Raw genomic sequence first — 20,576 nt, 5'->3', positions numbered from 1 at the left:
TTTATTTGGAGCTTTTTTTATATTTTAATACTTATTATACCTTAATTATTTTAAAGCACTTTATGTTAAAAATATTTTAATAAAAAAATATGTACAAATTAATAATACGCCCAATTTTTTTTCTTTTTGATCCTGAAAAGATACATTACTTTACTTTTTCATTAGTTAAAACGTTATCTAAAATACCGTTTGTTTCTTCAATTTTTAGAAGTTTATATCAAGTTAATAATAAAAAATTAGAACGTAATTTATTTGGATTAACATTTAAGAATCCTGTTGGTTTAGCTGCTGGTTTTGATAAAAATGCAGTATTATACAACGAATTAGCAAACTTTGGGTTTGGGTTTGTTGAAATAGGAACGGTAACACCAAAAGGTCAGGCTGGTAATGAAAAGAAAAGATTATTTCGTTTAAAAGATGATCAAGGAATTATTAACCGAATGGGCTTTAATAATGATGGATTAGAAATTGCAATTGAGCAATTAAAAAAGAATAAAGGAAAAATTATTATTGGTGGTAATATTGGAAAAAACACTAATACAGCACCTGAAAATTATACACAAGATTACTTAACTTGTTTTAAAGGGTTACACCCTTATGTAGATTATTTTGTTTTAAATGTAAGTTGCCCAAATGTTGGTAGTCATGCAAAATTAGATGACGTAGCTTATTTAAAAGAATTAATTACGGCTGTTCAAAAGCTAAATAATAAAGAAAAAAAACAAAAACCTATTTTATTAAAAATTGCTCCTGATTTAAATAATCAGCAATTAGATGAAATTATTGAATTGGTTGCACAAACAAAAATTGATGGTGTTATTGCTTCAAACACTTCTGTTAATAGAGATAATTTAAAAGCTACTAACAGTAGGTTAAAAGAAATTGGAAACGGTGGTGTTAGCGGTCAGCCTGTAAAAGATAGAAGTACTAAGGTTATTAAATATTTAGCTGATAATTCTAACAAAGCTTTTCCTATTATTGGAGTAGGAGGTATTCATTCTGAAAAAGATGCTTTAGATAAAATTAATGCTGGTGCTGATTTAGTTCAAATTTATACTGGTTTTATTTACGAAGGACCTTGTTTAGTTAAAAGAATAAATAAAGCTATTTTAGCGCAATAAGTTAAACTGCTTTAGGTAATAAAAAAGCAATCTGTTTAAAAATGGGTTGTTTTTTTAGTTATAAAAATATACTTTATTTATTTAAAACTTATGGCTTTAATATTTTATAAAAATAATGGAAATAACTTTAATGAATAAAAAAAATAATAAAAAAGCTTAGCCCCGATTGTAGCATTTGTTTGAGCTCTCTTACTTTTTTCAGTAAGAAGCGAGTGCGAAAAGCAGGTAGTGGCTTCGAATTATACTATTTACATAAAAAGAGGTTATATAGTTACATTATGTAATAATTTATAAAAATAGTATCTGAATAGAAAATGATAGAAATTTTTATTGCGTTTATTTTAGCTACAGCTACATTAGCACTTTCGCCTGGGCCCGACAATATTTTTGTTTTAACGCAAAGTATTGTTAATGGAAAAAAATATGGATTAGCTACAGTTGTAGGCTTAATGACTGGTTGCCTTGTTCATACTACTTTGGTTGCTTTTGGTGTTTCTGAAATTTTAAAACAACACTCTTATTTATTTTTTATTATTAAATTACTAGGAGCAGGTTATTTACTGTATTTAGCTTGTGAGGTTTATAAGAGTGATGCCAAAATTACTTTTTTAACAAACAATATTAGTAAAAAAACAACTTTAGAGTTGTTTAAAAAAGGCTTTTGGATGAATGTTTTAAACCCGAAAGTTACCATTTTCTTTTTAGCTTTTTTTCCTCAGTTTTTATTTTCAAAAACTATAACTGTTGTTGTTCAGTTTTATGTTTTAGGAGGTGTTTTTATTTTAACTTCATTTATTATTTTTTCACTAATAGCTGTTTTGGCAAGTACTATATCAGTTTTTGTAAAAAATAATGCTAAAATAGCAATATACCTAAAATGGGCACAGATAATAGTTTTTGTTGGTATTGCTATATTTATTTTATACTAAAAACCACGCTCTTATAAATTTTATTAGAGCGTGGTTTGTTAATGTAGTTTAAACATTACCTTCTTTTACGTATCCCCAATTTTCACCCGTTTTAATTCGGTGAAGTTGCATTTCAGAAATTCCAAATTGTTTTGCAATTATTTTTAAACGAGTTCTTCTGTTAGGGTCGTTTAATTTTCGCTTAAGTAGCTTAACTTTTGTTACGCTAAGTTTTACATTGGTAGGTTTATGAACTTTATTTTTATAAACAGGGTTAGAGAATTGGTGTATTTCTTTTTCTCTTTTTGTAGCCCATTTAAGGTTTTCTACCCGATTATCTTTTTTGTCATAATTTAAATGAATTACATATAATTCATCTTCTTTTTTTTCTAAAAAGGTTTCTGCCACTAGTTTGTGAACGTACCTACTTGTATTTTTTCCGTTTTCTTGTTGTTTCAACGGTAAGTTTTGGTAACCATTTATAAAGTATTCTTTAACTATAAATTCCTCAGCTGTTTTGCAGTTGATAATTCTACCGTAGTTGGATATTTTAAATTTTTCTTTTTCAGAGATTTTATTGTCAAATACTAATTCTTTCCACTTTTCATTTCTGTAGTTTCGTATCATTTTCCAATATATTTATCTGAACTTAAATAATAAATAGCACTTTATTATTTTTTGTAAATGTACAAAATTTATTTCAACATCAAAATATTTGTAAATAACTGATTTATAGTATTATAATGGTTGTTACAATAACAAGTGTAAATAGTTATATCAATAGGATATTTGTATATGCTTTATTATTTTAAATAAAAATAACTATATACTTTTTGTATTAATTTAATATTATTATTAATAGATTGAGTATTTTTTTACTTGGCATAACAATTGACTTATAATAGTGGGTAAAAAAACTTAATTTAACTTATTCGGTTATTTATTAAGTGTTTACAAGTTTAAGAAGTGCTTTTTACAATTATAAAAAATGGTAAAAATGTCACTATGACATAGATAAAAGATATGAGCAAATCAAAAATAATACATTTAGACAATTTGTCGCTTCAAGATGCTTTTAATGAGGATTCAGAATTAATTCCTTTATTAACTCCTGAAGATGAAGAAATAATTAATAAAGAAGCTGTACCTGCTGAATTACCAATTTTACCTTTAAAAAATGCGGTATTATTTCCAGGTGTTGTTATTCCTATTACTGCTGGTAGAAATAAATCTATCCAGTTAATTAAAGATGCTAATAAGGCTGATAAAATAATTGGCGTTGTTTCTCAAAAAAATCCAGATGTAGAAAACCCTGGATTAGATGATATTCATAAAACAGGGGTAGTTGCACAAATTCTACGCGTTCTTAAAATGCCTGATGGTAATACAACAGTTATTATTCAAGGAAAAAAACGGTTTGAAATTGATGAAATTACACAAGAAGAACCTTATTTAAAAGCAAAAGTTCATGAGGCTAAAGATGATTTAGAGGTTGATAATGAAAAAGAGTTTGAAGCAATTATAGAATCTATAAAAGAACTTGCGTTAGAGGTTATTAAAGAAAATCCGATGTTACCTTCAGAAGCTTCTTTTGCTATTAATAATATTAAATCTAACTCATTTTTGGTGAATTTTATTTCATCAAATATGGATTTAAGTGTTGCTAAAAAACAAGTTATTCTTGAAAAGGATAACCTGAAAGAACGTGCACTTTTAACATTAAAAAATTTAGATAAAGAGTTACAAAAGTTACAGTTACGAAATGATATTCAATCAAAAACACGTTCGGATTTAGATAAACAACAACGTGAATATTATTTGCACCAACAATTAAAAACCATTCAAGATGAATTAGGTGGTGTTTCCCATGATGAGGAGTTAGATGAAATGAGGGTCAAGTCTAAAACAAAAAAATGGAATAAAGAAGTTGCGGAAACATTTGAAAAGGAATTAAATCGTTTAAAACGAATGAACCCTCAAATGGCTGAATATGGTGTGCAACGTAATTATTTAGAATTAATGTTAGAGTTACCATGGAATGAATACTCTAAAGATAAATTTGATTTAAAAAGAGCTCAAAAAATATTAGATAGAGATCATTTTGGTTTAGAAAAGGTTAAACAACGTATTATAGAGCATTTAGCTGTTTTAAAATTACGTGGTGACATGAAGTCACCAATTATTTGTTTATATGGTCCTCCTGGTGTTGGTAAAACATCATTAGGTAAATCGGTAGCAGAGGCATTAGGGCGTAAATACGTACGTATGTCATTAGGTGGCTTGCGTGATGAAGCTGAAATTAGAGGACATCGTAAAACATATATTGGGGCAATGCCAGGGCGTTTAATTCAAAACATAAAAAAATCAGGAACTTCAAACCCTGTTTTTGTGTTAGATGAAATAGATAAACTGAGTCAAAGCAATCAAGGAGACCCTTCATCTGCAATGTTAGAAGTATTAGATCCTGAACAAAATAGTGAGTTTTATGACAATTATTTAGAGGTAGGCTACGACCTTTCAAAGGTGTTTTTTATAGCAACAGCTAATAATTTAGGTCAAATTCCTTGGGCATTACGTGATAGAATGGAAATTATTAACGTAACAGGATACACAACTGAAGAAAAAGTAGAAATTGCTAAAAAATATTTATTTCCAAAGCAATTAAAAGAACATGGTTTATTACCTAAACATTTAACAGTTGGTAAAAAGCAATTAGAAAAAATAGTTGAAGGATATACGCGTGAATCAGGAGTACGTGGTTTAGAAAAACAAGTAGCAAAAGTTGTTCGTTTTGTAGCTAAATCTATAGCTATGGAGGAAGAATATAATGTTGCTTTAACTAATGATGATATTGAAACAATTTTAGGTACAGCCCGTTTAGAACGTGATAAATACGAAAATAATGACGTAGCCGGTGTGGTTACCGGATTAGCATGGACAAGTGTTGGTGGAGATATTTTATTTATAGAATCTATTTTATCAAAAGGAAAAGGAAATCTATCTATTACAGGTAATTTAGGAAAGGTTATGAAAGAATCTTCTACAATTGCAATGAAATATATCAAAGCAAATGCTGATGATTTTGGAATTAACCCTGATATATTAGATAAGTACGATGTGCATATTCATGTACCTGAAGGAGCAACTCCAAAAGACGGACCAAGTGCTGGTATTACTATGTTAACCTCACTAGTATCGGTATACACCCAACGTAAGGTTAAAAATAAGCTAGCCATGACCGGTGAAATTACACTTCGTGGTAAAGTATTACCCGTAGGTGGAATAAAAGAAAAAATATTGGCAGCAAAACGTGCTAATATTAAGGAAATTATTTTATGCGCCGATAACAAAAAAGATATCGATGAAATAAAAGAAAGTTATTTAAAAGGATTAACCTTTCATTATGTAACCGAAATGCATGAAGTAATTGATATTGCACTTACTAAGCAAAAAGTAAAAAATGCAAAGAAATTAGTGTAATAAAAAAGCCTCTCAAATTTAATTTGAGAGGCTTTTTTATAGTATTTTTTTAATATAGTTTAAAACTATTTTCCATCTTCTTGCTAAAAAAGCAAGAGTAAATCCTTAAATCGGTGCTAAATAACTTTATTAATTTTAGTGTGATAAAACCTAAAAATCAGCTTTCTTATTAAAAATCATTATTTGTTTTGTAATAGGATGAGTTAACTCTAAAGTATCAGCATGCAAATACAATCTATCTGATTTATTACCATATAAATCATCACCTACAATAGGTGTATTTAAACCTAAATTATGAGCAGAATGTACCCTTAATTGATGAGTTCTTCCAGAAATAGGATAAAAGTGTACTTTAGTTTTTCCATTTTTACGCTCAATAACTTTCCATTTTGTTTTTGCAGGTTTTCCATGCTCGTAACACACCAACTGCCTTGGTCTATCATCTAAATCAACCCTTAAAGGTAAATTTATAAAACCGTTATTTTCAGTAACAATTCCATCTAACAAAGCTGTATACCTTTTTTTAACAGTCTTATTAATAAACTGACTTTGCAAAAACTTATGTGCAGCTTTATTTTTAGCCAAAATTAACAAACCAGAAGTAGCCATATCTAAACGATGTACAATAATAGGTCCCGAAATGTTTTTTACCTGTTGTTTTATTCTAGAATATACAGAATCTTGAATATGAATTCCAGGAACCGATAAAAACTCATTAGGTTTATGTATTACAATTATCTCCTCATCTTCAAAAATAATTTCAAGCTCTTTACCAATTGCAGGATTTTGTAATAAGGGGTTTATATCCATTTCAATTCCAGCTAACATATGGGTTAAAATAGGTTTACATTTTCCTTGACAAGCTGGATAAAATTGTTGATGTTTTCTAATTTCTTTATTTGGTGATTTTCCCCACCAAAATTCAGCCATTGCAATCGGTTTTAAATTATTTAAAAAAGCATATTGTAGTAATTTTGGAGCAGCGCACTCACCTGAGCCAGCAGGTAAGTTTTGTACTGAAGTATTTGTGAATAATTCTGCTAAATTTTTAACCTCTTTATTTATATTTAAAAACTGATATTGCTCAGAAATATACACCTGTAAAGCAACTGATTTGGCTTTACGTTGTGCCATTAATAATGTTATTTTGTTGGTGAAAACAGTAAGTTTATCCTTAATAGGTTTTAAAGTATGGTCCCAATAACGACAAACGTTATTTAAATAATGTTTTGCTTTTAAACTTTCATCGTTTAGTTTTTTATTTAAAATAATATATTCTTCTGGTTTTAATATAGTTAAAGCTTTTTCTCTTTTTAAGTTTCGTTCTTTTTTTGCTATTTTTAAAGCAATTTTTTTACTTTCAATATCATCTGTTGCTTTTTTATTTTCACATTCATATAAAGCTTGTAATTTTATATACTCTTTATTGTTTTCAAGAAAGGCTAATTTTATATTAATCATATTTAACGCTTCTTTTTCTTTAATATAAAATGAGTTTTCAGCAAGCATATTATACACCGGAGGCACAAACTTAATGTGGTTATTTTTATCAGCCAACTTGCCTGAAACAGCAGTAATATAACCAATTTCTTTTTGGCTATTCTTTACTACTAAAACTCCAAACATTTTTCCAATAGGTAACCCTTTTTTTGAAGTGTTTAGCCCAAAGTTGTGTTCAAAATCTTTTTGAACCTTTAAGTATTGTTGTACTTCATTAGCAGCCAACTTACTTAAGTAATGTGGCTCGTAGTAAAACGGAAAAGTAAATTTAGTAGGAAGTGGTGTATTATTTATAGGACTAGAAAAATATTGAAAATATGTTTGCAAAATGAATAGGCTAGAGGTGTTGTGTTATATTATTTTTGATACTACTAAAAGTATTGATATATTAAAAATAGTTATTTTAATAGTAAGTATAAGCTAATATAATAAATAAGGGGTAATAGTTATTATAATTTTATTTGATGGCATTATATATCTGTAGTTTTTATTAGAAAAAAACTGATTTTAAATGTTATATTACTTAACACTTATAAAAGAGAAATTATAATTCAAACCTACATTTAAATAAGTACTACTTAATTGACCTCCACGAGCTTTTACATACCCTAAACCTCCACGAATGTTTAATTTATTAGTTAACTTGTAATTAACACCTACACTTGGTTTTACAATTAATCCCTGTCCTGTACTAATACCACCACCACCAGCTGCACCACCTAATACTTGTAAAAACACTGATGTAGTATTGTTTAAAAAATTATTTGATTGAATTCCTAAGCCTACAATACCTTCGGCGTAAGCCCCTGCATCACCAAAATTAGCAAAAGATGTTTGACCAGATCCATATATATATTTATTTATAAAAAAATTAACTTGTAATGAAAGTTGATGCATATCCTTATTAAATCTACCGTTATTATCTCTAGCGGCAGCTATATAAAAATCTTGTTTTATTATAGCTTCTAGACCTTTAAATTTAGCTTTAGTAAAGTTTTTTTCTTTTGATGAAATGCCATCTTTATCTAAATAATATTTTAAACCAAACCCTAATGTAGTAGCACTAAAATGAGTATTAGGTGTTGTTAAATACCCTTTATTAATAGAAGCATACATATTATTAAATAACTTTTGTTCAATTGAAATATCAGGATAAATTAAAAAACCTCCCTCAGTATTAACACCACCGCCACCGCCTGCACCTACGCCAAACTTAGCTAATATATTTGTTTGGTTCTTATTTATTGATATATGGTACCCACCTCCTAAAAGAATATCCATATACCCCGCTTTAATTCCGTGGTAAGCTCCGTCAGCTTTTATAAAAAAGAATATATTTTTATTTAAGTATGAATTTAATTCAAAACCAGCTAATCGTATTTTTTTATTCTTATAATTACCATTAGAAACCGATAAGTTATTTAAATGTACCATTAATGAAATATTACTACTAGGTATATTCCAGTCACTATTAATCAAATTATCAATACTATAAGTATTTTCACGTACTTTAAAATTAGTAGTAGTATATGATAGTGGTATTTGAATAGCTATATTAAACTGACTGCTTTTAATAGTTCCTTTATCAAAAAAATTAACATAGCTATAACCTGCTGTAGTTGAAAAATATTTAAAATCGTATCCTAAATTTAAATGAGGTAAAATAAATGCACCGCCACCATCAGGCGCCGCTGCACCACCACCAGCGCCAAAATGAATACCTGTATCAATAAAAATATTTTTTGTTATTTTTTGTTGAATACCTGCATTAAGTCCTAGTGTAAAAAAACCACCTCGAATACCGCTTACAGCACCATAAAAACCAACACCTGCATAACTCCAGTTATTAAGTTTAAAATTATAATGAATACCTGTAAACCCCATATCCTTTTCATTTTCAGGCATTTTAATATCTAAAAAATCTATTTGACCAAAACCTATTTGTATTTCTTTTTTAGGTAATACTGTTTGTGCGTAAAAAAAATGAACACTCATAGTAAAACAGACTATGAGTGTTCTTGTACTAAATTTAAATAACATTAATACTGTTTTTAATTATGTATTTTTTGACGTTTTCCATCAATGTAAGAAGCTATAAAAGCGTCATCAAAACCTAGCGTAACTAATTCTTTTCTTAAATTTCTAGCTTCATTTAAAGTAGAAAATAAGCCTACCGAATATTTAAAATATCCATTATTAGAGGTTACGGTTGTAGGTATTGTGGTTGATGATAATAAAGGGAATTTTTTTTCAGAAAGTACACCTATTTGAACAGAGTATATGGTTTCACCATTGATATTTTCACTTACTTCATTAATAGTTTCTTCTAAATTTTCTGTAGTAACATTAGTATTTTCGTTTATATTATTTCTTGTATTTGCTACTTCAATACTATCTAATAAACGTATACCTTCTTTCTTTTTTAGAGCTATTATTTCAGTTTCTGAAAAAGAATTTACTACTGTTTGTTTAGTATAAAAATAATAACAAGCTCCTAACGATAGCCCTAATAATAATCCTAATAGGACAGGAATTCTTTTAGATTTTTTTTTAAACGAAACAAACTTACTTTTTGTTTCATTTAATTCATTTTCTACTTCATCAACTTTTAACTTAGCATTCTCTAAGTCTTCTTGCATTGAGTTAAATTTATCTTCTTCTATAAAAGGCATAATTTTAGATGTTATTAGTATTAATATGAGTTTGTTATTATTTTTTTTAGCTAAAATACAATTCTTTTTTTAGTCTTGCTTTTTAACTGTAATTATAACAGTTTTTGAAGCTGGTGTATGACTAATTCTAGCTTTACTTTTTAAAGGAACTAGTACGTTTGTTTCAGGAAAATAAGTAGCAGTACATTGCTTAGGAATACTGTAAGGAATTACTAAAAAACCTATTGCGTGCCTTTTTTCTCCTTGAAAGTGACTTGTAATATCAACTTTATCTAATTTTAGCAAGCCTTGTTCTTTCATATCTTCAGGGTTCATAAATATAACTCTACGTTCATTTAAAATACCTCTATAACGATCATCTAACCCATAAATAGTTGTATTATATTGATCGTGTGTACGAATGGTCATCATCATAAACTGACTTTTTTCTAAAATAATATCAGATGGTAAGTTTGTTGTAAAATTTGCTTTTCCTGATGCAGTAGGAGTAAAGTTATTATCTCTAGCATTATTTGGCAAATAAAAACCTCCTTTTACTCGAACTTTTTTGTTGTAATTTTCAAACCCAGGAATTGTAGCTTCAATTTTATCACGAATTAAATCGTAATTTGTAATTAATAACGACCAATTTATTTTAGTATTTTTTAGTGTTTCTTTAGCCATACCAACTACAATGGCTGGTTCACTTAATAAATGAACTGAACTTGGATTTAAATGACCATTTGATTGATGAACAACACCCATAGAGTTTTCAACAGTAATAAATTGTTCTCCGCCTTTTTGAACATCTTTTTCTGAACGACCTAAACAAGGTAAAATTAATGCCTGTTTTCCATGAATTAAATGACTTCGATTTAATTTTGTTGAAATTTGCACTGTTAAGTCACATTTTTTTAAAGCATTGGCTGTAAATTCGGTATCAGGAGTTGCTGAAATAAAATTTCCACCCATTCCTACAAAAACACTTGCTTTTTTTTGATGCATGGCTTCAATAGCAGCAACTACATCATAACCATGTTTGCGCGGTGCTTTAAACTGAAATTCTTTTTCTAAGCTATTTAAAAAACTGTCTTTAGGTTTTTCCCAAATACCCATGGTACGGTCGCCTTGTACGTTTGAGTGACCTCGCACAGGACAAGTACCAGCGCCTTTTTTACCAATACTTCCTTTTAATAGTAGTAAATTAACAACTTCTCTAATATTATCAACTGCATTTTTATGCTGTGTTAACCCCATTGCCCAGCAAATAATAATCTTATCATTGTTGATAATCATATTAGTAGCTTCTTTAATAATATTTAATGATAAGCCTGTTTGAGGTAGTAATTCAGCTATTGAATATGTATCTAATTCAGTCAAAAAAATTTCTAAACCAGCTGTTTTCTCTTTTATAAACTCATGATTAAAAACTCCGCCTTTAGTTTCTTCTTGCTCTTTCATTAACTTTAAAATGATTTTAAGCAATGCAACATCTCCATTAATTTTTACTTGAAGAAAAAGATCAGTAAGTTTATCTCCATCACCCAACCATTTTAAGGGATTTTGAGGGTCTACATAATTTATTAAACCAACTTCTGGTAATGGATTTATAGTAATTATTTTGCCTCCATTATTTTTAGTTTCATTTAAAGCGGTAAGCATTCTAGGATGATTTGTACCAGGATTCTGACCTATAACAATAACTAAATCAGCATGGTTAAAGTCATCTAACGTAACAGATCCTTTACCTATACCTAATGTTTGGGTAAGCCCACTACCACTACTTTCATGACACATGTTTGAGCAATCAGGTAAATTATTGGTACCAAATTGACGAACAAATAGTTGATATAAAAAAGCAGCTTCGTTGCTTGTTCTACCAGATGTATAAAAAATAGCCTCATCGGGATTTTTTAATTTATTTAACTCACTACCTATAAGTTTAAAGGCTTCTTTCCATGATATTTCTTCATAATTATTACTACCTTCACGTAAAACCATTGGATGTGTTATACGTCCGCTTTTTCCTATTTTATAATCAGACCATTCAGACATTTCTTGCACAGTGTGTGTGGCAAAAAATAAAGGTGATACTCTGTTAGTAGTAGCTTCTTCAGCAACAGCTTTTGCACCATTTTCACAATATTCTGCTAAAAAAGCTCTTTTTTGATCAGGGTCAGGCCAGGCACAACCTGGGCAGTCGAATCCATTTAATTGATTAATATTTTTAAGTAAACTAATACCTTTAATAACACCTGTTTCTGAAAAAACATGATGTAATGCCGATTTTATTGCTTTAGTACCTACGGCTTTTGTAGGAACATCAATAATTTTAATACCTGTTAAATTTTGGGGTGGCTGGGCATGTATTTTTTTAGTACTCATGATGTATATATTGTGGATTAGCGTAAACTGTCATTTTATTATTTCTACTAAATCCTATTAAGCAAATTCCAAATTCTTTAGCAAAATCTACAGCTAAAGATGAACAGGCAGAAACAGCAATAATAATAGGTATTTTAGCAAAAAAAGCTTTGGAAACAATCTCATACGAAACGCGTCCGCTAACAAGCATGTAGCTTACTTGTTTTAACTTGTTATTATTAATTAAATCGCCAACACATTTATCAACAGCGTTATGACGACCAATATCTTCTTTAATAGTTAATAGTTTTTTATTTTTATCAAATAAAGCACATGCATGGCTACCTCCTGTTAGTTTAAATAAATACTGTAAGTTATTCATTTTTAAAAACATATCAAATGTTATGTTAATTGATTGATTATGTTTTTTTATTAAAGGTTTTTCTGTTGTACTTAAGTCTTTTAGTTCTTTTTTACCACAAATTCCACAAGATGAAACTGATAAAAGTGTACGTTTATTTAAATAGCCTTTTCTTAATTTATTACTAGGGATAGTAACATTTAAGATAGCAGAAAAGTCGTTACTACTTTCAATTACATCAATAACTAACTCATCAGTACTTTTGTATATATCTTCAGCATATAAAAGCCCTCTAATAAGTTCAAAATCATCACCAGGTGTTCGCATTACAACAGTATAAGATTCACTGTTTATATTAATTTGAAGAGGTGCTTCAATAACTAGGTTATCATCTACAGCTAATGAAGAGTTTTCTGATAATTTTATAGCTTGGTAAACAGTTGCTTGTTTCATAATATGTACAAAAGTACTTAAAAGTAAATGAAATGAAAAACCTTGTTTATGCTTATCATATTTTGGTGTTTATTTTATAAAACTTTACTACAATTTATTACAATTAATTCATTGTTACAATTTGTAGTAAAAAAAAGATAGGTATCGCCACCATCTTTTAATTTTGTTTCGGCTCTAATTTGTGCAACCGATTTTGGAAAATTACGAGTTGTTATATTTGCTTTTAATACGGTTAATATTTTTTTTAATTTCTTTTTGTTATAAGGGTAAACAGCTATTATTTTAAAAACTCTTCCAGGAAAGTTTGCAACTAATTTTTTAGAGGTGTAAAGGTGCGAATGTTGGTGTAATTTTAAAATGGTATAGGCATTTGTAAGTTCATTAAATCCTCCTGATTTTAAAATTGCAGCATTAGGTTCGTATAAAAAATTTATAGGAATATTGTATGTTACATTATGTGTTTCGTTTAAATTAAAACTAAACTCTTGGTTTTTGTTTTTCAGTAAGTTAACTGTGTTTACTTTAATTATATGTTTAGTGTTTTTTTCTAATAAAAAAAGTAATTCTTTAACCTCATTATTTACTGCAATAATGTGAATTGATTTTACAAATTTTAACTCATTTAATGTAGCGGTAATATCTAACATTGGTGAGTTTTTTATTAATATAATATCAGATTTATTAAATAAAAAATCAATATTTTCAGGTACATTAGGAAGACAATCTTTTAGTAAAAAAACTTTTCCTTTTACATCACTTCTACGAGAAGGGTCAATATAAATAACATCAAAATATTGATTAGATTTTTTAAGAAAATCTAATCCATCGGTTGCTATAGTTTGTATGTTTTTTACTTTTAATTGATTATAATTATAATTAACAATTTTAGATAATTCTTCATTAATTTCAGTATGAATTACTTGTTTTATTTTTTTAGAAAAATAAAAAGTATCTACTCCGAAACCACCTGTAATATCAATTAAAGTATCTCCTGAAATTAATGAAGCTTTATAAAGTGCTGTTACTTCTGACGATGTTTGTTCAATACTAATTTTTGCAGGGTAATAAATATTTTTAGCATGAAACCAAGTTGGAAGTTTTTTTTGGGATTTAAGCTTACTAATTAATTGATTAGATAATTTTTGTATGCTTATATTAGAAAAAGGACTTCCTTTTAAAATCAGTTTTGTTAAATCTGAGTTTAAGTTTTTGTCTATAAAGAGTTGTACTTCTTTTTGTAAAATATTATAATTCAATATTTTTATTATATTTAATGTGCAAATTAATAATAATTTGCCAATATTTTTAAATAAACATAGTTGTCTATTCTTTTTTATTTTATAGCTTTATACATTATTAATTTAAAAATAATATCATGAACAAAAATATTTTATTAGTAATTGTTATTTTAATATCAATTTCTGCAAAAGGTCAATTTTATATATCAGCTAGTAGTGGTTATTCTTTTGCTGCCGCTGATTCTAAGATGGGAACAAAAACAACAACTAATAGTGTCGAAAACACTTATGGTAGTTATGGAGAGGGGTCTCATACACAATTAAGAACCGGTTATTTTTTTAATGATAAATGGGGGGTTGAAGTAGCTGCCGGTTATTTACATGGAGCAAATCAAACATCTATTTATGTTGATGTTCCTAATCAACCATTTGTAGATATAAAATCTAGAGGTAGGGCTTATGGTTTATCTTTTTCTGCTGTTTATAATATAACTAAAAACTTTTATGGAAGAGCTGGAGCTTTAACTAAAATAGGAGGTAAAACTGAAGTTATTGGTAAGGTTAATGCTAATTTACCTGCTAATGTATTAAATCCATTAGCACCTGCAGGAGTTGTAGTACCTTTAGATATTGATTTAACTAGAGATTTTAAAGGTAAATTTCCTATTGGTTTTATTGGTGCTATTGGTTATAAACATACTATTGGTAAAAATTTAGAGCTATTTGGTGAGGTTGAGTATTTAGGAATTAGTGTTACTAGAAATACTTCAGAAATAAGTGATTTTTCAGCTACTTTAGGTGGTCAATCTATAACTAGAGATCAATTATTACAAACTGTAGCAGCAAGTAGTGTTTTGAAAGAAAATTTTAAAACACTTCTTCCTTTAATTAATAACAAAATTTATTACGAAAACACATTGACCTTAGTAGAAAATTATGAAGCAAATACTAATCCTTTAGCAACAAAACAGTTGTCACAAACGGTTCCATATTCATCATGGGGATTAAATTTTGGAATTACTTATGTTTTTGGTAAAAATAAAAAGTAATAAAATAAAAAAAAGCGATTAACTTTTTAGTTATTCGCTTTTTTTTTAAAATAAATAAGTATTTAGTTGTAACATACATTTATAAAAATTAGCTAAAAAAGTACGTTTTATTACAACTCAAGCAATTTACAGAATTACTTGATTGCTTAAATTTATATTAAACTAGCTTTTATCATTCTATCATTTCCTATAAAATCTTTTTTTATTTCTATATTTTTAAATCCCTTTTTAGATAACATTACTGAGGTTTCTTTAGCTAAATATTGATTAATTTCAAAAAACAATAATCCGTTTTTTGTCAAGTTTTTTTTGGCTAAATCAGCAATTTTATTATAGAAAATTAGTGGGGTTTCATTAGGAACAAACAACGCTAAATGCGGTTCATTTTCAAGTACATTTTTTTTAATTTCTACTTTTTCTAATTCTCGAACATAAGGAGGGTTAGAAACTATAATGTCAAACAACCCCTTTAATTTTCGAGTTTTTAAAATATCTTGAGTTATAAAATTAACTGAAACATTATTTAATAGCGCATTTTTTTTTGCTATTTTTAAAGCATCTTTAGAGATATCTATTGCCGTAATAGTAGTGCTAGGTAAATTCTTTTTCAAACTAATAGGTATACAACCTGTTCCTGTTCCAATTTCCAAAATAGAAGAACAATGTATTTTTAAAAAATCTTGTTCTAAAATCCAAGTTACCAACTCTTCAGTTTCAGGTCTAGGAATTAAAGTATTGCTATTTACTAAAAAAGGAAGTCCATAAAACTCCGTATTCCCTAAAATATATTGAATAGGTTCCTGTTTTTGTAACCTTTTTAAAGCATTATTTAACAGAACTTTTTTTACTTCGGTTATTTCAAAATTAGGTTGTGTAATCAAAGTAATTCGCTCCAAACTTAAATAAGACTCCATCAGATAAAAGAAAAAAGTGTCAATTTCAGTTTGTGGATATATTGTTAATAATTTAGATGTAAATTCTTTTTTAAATTCCTGTAACTTCATGTTTCTTATTCGTTAAAATAAAGCTTGTGTTAAGCAAAAGTACATTTTTTAGAGTTCACAACTAGTTTTCTATATGGTGATTATAACTTTAATATTGGTTAAAGTAATGAGTTAAAGAAATTTTAATAAATAGTCTATCATATTAATTTTAACCACCTTTTTGGGTAATAAAACAACAAAGGACTCATGAGAATATGTTATTTTCGTACTATTAATAAAATTAGCTAAAAAATTATATGAATAAAATAATGTTTTTTATAACTATATTGTCTGTAGTGAGTTGCTCTATAAAAAAGAAGCCAATATTTATAAAAGTAGATGATGTTAAAGTTACTACTATTAAGTCTGATACTATTCGATTAAAAGCAAACGCTTTTTTTAAAAATCCAAATGATATTAGTGGAAAAATTGCAACTGATGAAATTAAGGTTCTTATAAATGGTGTAGAAATTGCCCAAGTTTCATCTGAAGAATTTAAGGTGCCTGCACGTAAAGAATTTTCTATTCCTTTAAATGTTGCAATACCTACAAGGAAAGTATTTAAAGATAATAAAAATGGATTTTTAGGAGGATTGCTTAATTCATTTTTAAATAAAAGTATAAAAGTTCAGTTTAAAGGTGATTTACGCTACAAAGTTTTAGGTTTTTCACATATATATCCTGTTGATAAAATAGAAAATATTAATATTAAATTTTAATTTTTGTGAATCACGAAAAATACATAAAACGTTGTTTACAACTAGCTAAAAATGGTATTGGAACTGCACGCCCTAATCCTTCTGTAGGTGCAGTTATAGTTTATGAAAATAAAATTATAGGTGAAGGATATACAAGCGTTTATGGAGGAAACCACGCCGAAGTAAATGCTATAAATGCTGTTAAAAATAAAGCGCTTTTACACAAGTCAACTATTTATGTAACTTTAGAGCCTTGTGCACATTTTGGTAAAACCCCCCCTTGTGCAGATTTAATTATAAAAAACAAAATACCTAATGTTATTGTTGGTTGTTTAGATACCAATAGTTTAGTTGCAGGAAAAGGAATTGAACGTTTAAAAAATGCAGGAGTAAATGTAGTTGAAGGAATTTTAGAAAAAGAATGTAAAACGCACCATAAACGTTTTTTTACAGTTCAAAATAAAAAACGTCCGTACGTTATTTTAAAATGGGCTCAAACTAGTGATAATTTTATAGCTCCATTAACCAAAAAAGAGAAAAGTCCTGTTTGGATTTCTAATATATACTCTCAACAATTAGTTCATAAATTAAGAAGTAAAGAACAAGCTATTTTAGTAGGTACAAATACAGTTATAGCTGATAACCCTTCACTAACGGTACGTAATTGGTCAGGAGAAAACCCTATTAGAGTTATTTTAGATAAAAGTTTACGTATTTCTAAAAATGCTACTGTTTTTGATGGCAATGTAAAAACGATTGTTTTAACAAGTAAAGTTGAAAAAATCATAAGACAAAAAGAGCAATCTGAAAAAAATATATTTTTTGAGCAAATTGATTTTACTAGTAATATAGTGGTACAAATTTGCAACGTATTACAAAAACACCAAATTCAGTCTGTAATTATTGAAGGAGGAACACAAACGTTACAATCATTTATAAACGCTAATATATGGGATGAAGCAATGATTTTTGTAGGTGAAAAAACATTTAAAAAAGGAGTAGAAGCTCCTAAAATCAATGGGCAATTAATAAAAAAAGAATACATTGAAAATGATGTATTAAAAAAATATATAAATGATTAAAAATATCGTTTTCGATTTTGGAGATATCTTTATAAACCTAGATAAACAGGCTACTTATAAAGAAATGGCTAAGCTAGGAGTAACAAACATTACTGATGATATGATATTAACCTATCATAAATACGAAATGGGGTTAATTTCTACAAATGAATTTGTTAGTTTTTATAAAAATAAGTTTCCTAAACTAAACAGTAAAAATTTAATTAATGCTTGGAATGCTATTTTGCTAGATTTTCCATTACATCGATTTACTTTTTTAAAAGAATTAGCAGCGTCAAATAATTATCGATTATTTTTACTAAGTAATACCAATGATTTACATATATCATGGATACAAAATAACTGGGGAGCAGATTTATACAAGGAGTTTAAAAATTGCTTTGAACAGTTTTATTTATCACATGAAATAAATTTCAGAAAACCAAATGCAAATATTTACGAGTTTGTTTTAACTGAAAATAATTTAAAAGCATCAGAAACTTTTTTTATTGATGATTTAAAGGAAAATACAGATACTGCTAAAAACTTAGGAGTACAAGTATGGAATTTAATACCTGGAAAAGAAGATATTGTTACTTTGCTAGAAAGAAAAGAGTTTTAAAGTGATTTATTTATTTATAAGTATTTTAATATCTAGTTTATTATTTGTTATTTTTAAGCTGTTTTCTGTTTTTAAAATAAATACTTCGCATGCTATTGTTATAAATTATGCTATTGCAATTCCTTTTGGAATATATGCATCAACAATAAATTTACCTATAACTCAAGTACCACAACAACCTTGGTTTTTGGGAGCTTTTTGTTTAGGTTTTTTATTTATTGCAATATTTAATATAATGGGGTTAACTGCTCAAAAAAATGGTTTATCTGTAGCTTCAGTATCAGGTAAAATGTCTGTAGTTATTCCAATTTCTACAGGTATTTTTTTATATAACGAAAGCATTAATGTAATAAAAATAACAGGTATTTTAATAGCACTCATTGCAGTATACTTGTCATCTGCAAAAAGTGATACATCACCTGTAAAGTTTAAAAACTTAATTTATCCATTACTATTATTTATAGGCTCAGGAATTATTGATGCTGGTTTAAAGTATATGGAAATTTTTTATGTTTCAACTAAATATGTGCCTATGTTTTTAGCAACTATTTTTGGTGTTGCTTTTATCTTTGGTTGTATTTTTATTTTATTACAAATAATAAAAAACAATTTTAAATTTCATTGGAAAAATTGTGTTGCTGGTGTTATATTAGGTGTTCCTAATTATTATTCGATGGAGTTTTTATTAAAAGCATTACAAACAAAAGGTTTAGAAAGTTCAACATTATTTACCATAAATAACGTGTCAGTAGTTGTTTTAACTACAACCTTTGCTTTGTTTTTTTTTAAGGAAAAATTAGTTAAAAAAAATTTTATAGGAATAGGATTGGCAATAATTAGTATTTTATTAGTAGCTTGGGCATAATGAATAATATAAAAGACACCTATAAAACAATTGATGTTTCATCCGAAGAAACATTGTTTAAAGATAGAAATAGTAAATTCTTCGGATATGCTTTTCCTGTATCATCAGAAGATGAGGTTAAAGAAGCAATAGAAGGTTTAAGAAAAAAACATCATGCCGCACGTCATTTCTGTTACGCCTGGCAGTTTGGTACTGAAAAAATTCGTTTTAGAGCTAATGATGATGGAGAACCAAGTAACTCGGCAGGAATGCCTATTTACGGACAAATACAAGCATTTGAAGTTACCAATATATTAATTGTTTCTGTACGTTACTTTGGAGGTACAAAACTTGGGGTTGGCGGACTTATTAACGCTTATCGTACTTCTGCTCAATACGCTTTAGAGGCTTGTGATATCAAGGAAAAAACTATTGACACATTATATCAATTAAGTTTTGGTTATGATATGATGAATAAAGTACAACGTGTTATTAAAGAGCGTAATTTAAATATTATTGCTCAGAAATTAGAAATAGACTGTCAGTACACCTTGTCTGTTCGTAAAAAAGACGCAGAGGCTATTTTTGAAATTTTCAATAATTTATTTAAAGTCGAAATAAAAGAGATGAATTAATTTTTTAATTATCAAATAGTTTGAAAAACCTGTTAGTTAATATTTAGGTATGTAGTACGAATTATTTATTCAGATATTTTTTTTATAAAATTAAAATTAATTAGCTTAGTAGTAATTTAAATTTTTAAAAAAAATAAACAATGAATTTAAGAAATTTATCAATATTATTATTTCTTTTTATGTCAGTTCAACTTTTTTCCCAAACAATAGAACTTACAAAAGAAAACATTTGTAGAGGAGCGGCAATTAGTGTTGTTGGCAATATAAAGCCTTTTGTTGATCGTGGATTTTCAAAATTAGAAATTATTGAAAACGGTAAGAGGCTTGTTAAAAATTCTATTAAAGATGCTCCTGCTAAAGCATATGATTTATTAAAAGCAAAAAAATCGAGCAATGAAGCAATTGAAATTCTTTATAATGACTTTATGAAATTGGATAATAACATAATTTCAAAATTTTTATTAAAACCTAACACAGATGATGAAGATTATTACGATGAGGAAGATGAGTAAAATAAATTCGTAATAACAAAAAGTTTTCTAATTTACTTAAAATCAAAAGCTTTATAGGATATTTAAATAAAAATCCGTAAATTTGCACGCCTTTTT

The 20,576-nt window shown here is 27.6% G+C and carries 18 protein-coding genes; 10 read left to right on the top strand and 8 right to left on the bottom strand.

Annotated features, from left to right (window positions below):
- The first annotated feature begins 89 nt into the window (after positions 1-89).
- Together ACN5J4_RS01130 and ACN5J4_RS01125 are read left to right on the top strand one after the other, a co-directional pair.
- On the top strand, positions 90-1,121 hold the full coding sequence (locus ACN5J4_RS01130) for a quinone-dependent dihydroorotate dehydrogenase (protein WP_418650331.1): 1,032 nt from the start codon (positions 90-92) through the stop codon (positions 1,119-1,121).
- Between the two features lie 314 nt (positions 1,122-1,435).
- Positions 1,436-2,050, top strand: coding sequence for a LysE family translocator (locus ACN5J4_RS01125; RefSeq protein WP_418650330.1), 615 nt, complete (start codon positions 1,436-1,438; stop codon positions 2,048-2,050).
- Between the two features lie 48 nt (positions 2,051-2,098).
- Here the strand turns inward: ACN5J4_RS01125 and ACN5J4_RS01120 are convergent, their stop codons facing one another.
- The gene (locus ACN5J4_RS01120; protein ID WP_418650329.1) at positions 2,099-2,656 is read right to left on the bottom strand and encodes an HNH endonuclease; all 558 of its coding nucleotides are present in this window, start codon (positions 2,654-2,656) and stop codon (positions 2,099-2,101) included.
- A 396-nt stretch (positions 2,657-3,052) separates the two neighbouring features.
- On the opposite strand from ACN5J4_RS01120, the gene lon reads away from it, so the two are divergent.
- Complete coding sequence (gene lon / locus ACN5J4_RS01115) at positions 3,053-5,509, top strand: endopeptidase La (protein ID WP_418650328.1); 2,457 nt, start codon at positions 3,053-3,055, stop codon at positions 5,507-5,509.
- A gap of 150 nt (positions 5,510-5,659) precedes the next feature.
- Here lon and ACN5J4_RS01110 read toward each other — a convergent pair whose 3' ends face one another.
- The 6 genes from ACN5J4_RS01110 to ACN5J4_RS01085 all read right to left on the bottom strand — a co-directional run bounded on the left by ACN5J4_RS01110 (position 5,660) and on the right by ACN5J4_RS01085 (position 14,094).
- A complete protein-coding gene (locus ACN5J4_RS01110) occupies positions 5,660-7,336 on the bottom strand; it encodes an RluA family pseudouridine synthase (RefSeq protein ID WP_418650327.1) in 1,677 nt (558 codons plus the stop codon).
- 192 nt (positions 7,337-7,528) lie between these two features.
- Positions 7,529-9,004, bottom strand: coding sequence for a hypothetical protein (locus ACN5J4_RS01105; RefSeq protein WP_418650326.1), 1,476 nt, complete (start codon positions 9,002-9,004; stop codon positions 7,529-7,531).
- Positions 9,005-9,060: 56 nt separating this feature from the next.
- Complete coding sequence (locus ACN5J4_RS01100; RefSeq protein WP_418650325.1) at positions 9,061-9,681, bottom strand: SPOR domain-containing protein; 621 nt, start codon at positions 9,679-9,681, stop codon at positions 9,061-9,063.
- 69 nt (positions 9,682-9,750) lie between these two features.
- Positions 9,751-12,045: an FdhF/YdeP family oxidoreductase gene (locus tag ACN5J4_RS01095; protein WP_418650324.1), complete on the bottom strand. Its 2,295-nt coding sequence runs from the start codon at positions 12,043-12,045 to the stop codon at positions 9,751-9,753.
- Positions 12,035-12,838: a formate dehydrogenase accessory sulfurtransferase FdhD gene (gene fdhD / locus ACN5J4_RS01090; protein WP_418650323.1), complete on the bottom strand. Its 804-nt coding sequence runs from the start codon at positions 12,836-12,838 to the stop codon at positions 12,035-12,037. The genes ACN5J4_RS01095 and fdhD overlap by 11 nt, the downstream gene beginning before the upstream one ends.
- Before the next feature lie 74 nt (positions 12,839-12,912).
- Positions 12,913-14,094 carry a THUMP-like domain-containing protein gene (locus ACN5J4_RS01085; protein WP_418650322.1) on the bottom strand — a complete coding sequence of 394 codons (1,182 nt, stop codon included), beginning with the start codon at positions 14,092-14,094 and terminating at the stop codon, positions 12,913-12,915.
- A 119-nt stretch (positions 14,095-14,213) separates the two neighbouring features.
- Here ACN5J4_RS01085 and ACN5J4_RS01080 point away from each other — a divergent pair, with 119 nt between their 5' ends.
- The gene (locus ACN5J4_RS01080; RefSeq protein WP_418650321.1) at positions 14,214-15,125 is read left to right on the top strand and encodes a hypothetical protein; all 912 of its coding nucleotides are present in this window, start codon (positions 14,214-14,216) and stop codon (positions 15,123-15,125) included.
- 152 nt (positions 15,126-15,277) lie between these two features.
- Here ACN5J4_RS01080 and prmC read toward each other — a convergent pair whose 3' ends face one another.
- Positions 15,278-16,129 carry a peptide chain release factor N(5)-glutamine methyltransferase gene (gene prmC / locus ACN5J4_RS01075; RefSeq protein ID WP_418650320.1) on the bottom strand — a complete coding sequence of 284 codons (852 nt, stop codon included), beginning with the start codon at positions 16,127-16,129 and terminating at the stop codon, positions 15,278-15,280.
- Between the two features lie 275 nt (positions 16,130-16,404).
- On the opposite strand from prmC, the gene ACN5J4_RS01070 reads away from it, so the two are divergent.
- From ACN5J4_RS01070 to ACN5J4_RS01045, 6 genes are all read left to right on the top strand, one after another.
- Positions 16,405-16,827: an LEA type 2 family protein gene (locus ACN5J4_RS01070; protein ID WP_418650319.1), complete on the top strand. Its 423-nt coding sequence runs from the start codon at positions 16,405-16,407 to the stop codon at positions 16,825-16,827.
- Positions 16,828-16,832: 5 nt separating this feature from the next.
- The gene (gene ribD, locus ACN5J4_RS01065; RefSeq protein WP_418650318.1) at positions 16,833-17,888 is read left to right on the top strand and encodes a bifunctional diaminohydroxyphosphoribosylaminopyrimidine deaminase/5-amino-6-(5-phosphoribosylamino)uracil reductase RibD; all 1,056 of its coding nucleotides are present in this window, start codon (positions 16,833-16,835) and stop codon (positions 17,886-17,888) included.
- Positions 17,881-18,489: an HAD-IA family hydrolase gene (locus tag ACN5J4_RS01060; RefSeq protein ID WP_418650317.1), complete on the top strand. Its 609-nt coding sequence runs from the start codon at positions 17,881-17,883 to the stop codon at positions 18,487-18,489. The genes ribD and ACN5J4_RS01060 overlap by 8 nt, the downstream gene beginning before the upstream one ends.
- Before the next feature lies 1 nt (position 18,490).
- Positions 18,491-19,354 (top strand): EamA/RhaT family transporter, encoded by an 864-nt coding sequence (locus ACN5J4_RS01055; protein ID WP_418650316.1) that lies wholly within the window; start codon positions 18,491-18,493, stop codon positions 19,352-19,354.
- Positions 19,354-19,968 carry an IMPACT family protein gene (locus ACN5J4_RS01050; protein ID WP_418650315.1) on the top strand — a complete coding sequence of 205 codons (615 nt, stop codon included), beginning with the start codon at positions 19,354-19,356 and terminating at the stop codon, positions 19,966-19,968. Before ACN5J4_RS01055 ends, ACN5J4_RS01050 begins: the two co-directional genes overlap by 1 nt.
- 140 nt (positions 19,969-20,108) lie before the next feature.
- Positions 20,109-20,480: a hypothetical protein gene (locus tag ACN5J4_RS01045; RefSeq protein ID WP_418650314.1), complete on the top strand. Its 372-nt coding sequence runs from the start codon at positions 20,109-20,111 to the stop codon at positions 20,478-20,480.
- Positions 20,481-20,576 lie beyond the last annotated feature (96 nt).

It is taken from the genome of Tenacibaculum aestuariivivum (assembly GCF_964507685.1).
Lineage (GTDB): Bacteria > Bacteroidota > Bacteroidia > Flavobacteriales > Flavobacteriaceae > Polaribacter > Polaribacter aestuariivivum.
This window is presented reverse-complemented; position numbering and strand designations above follow the sequence as displayed.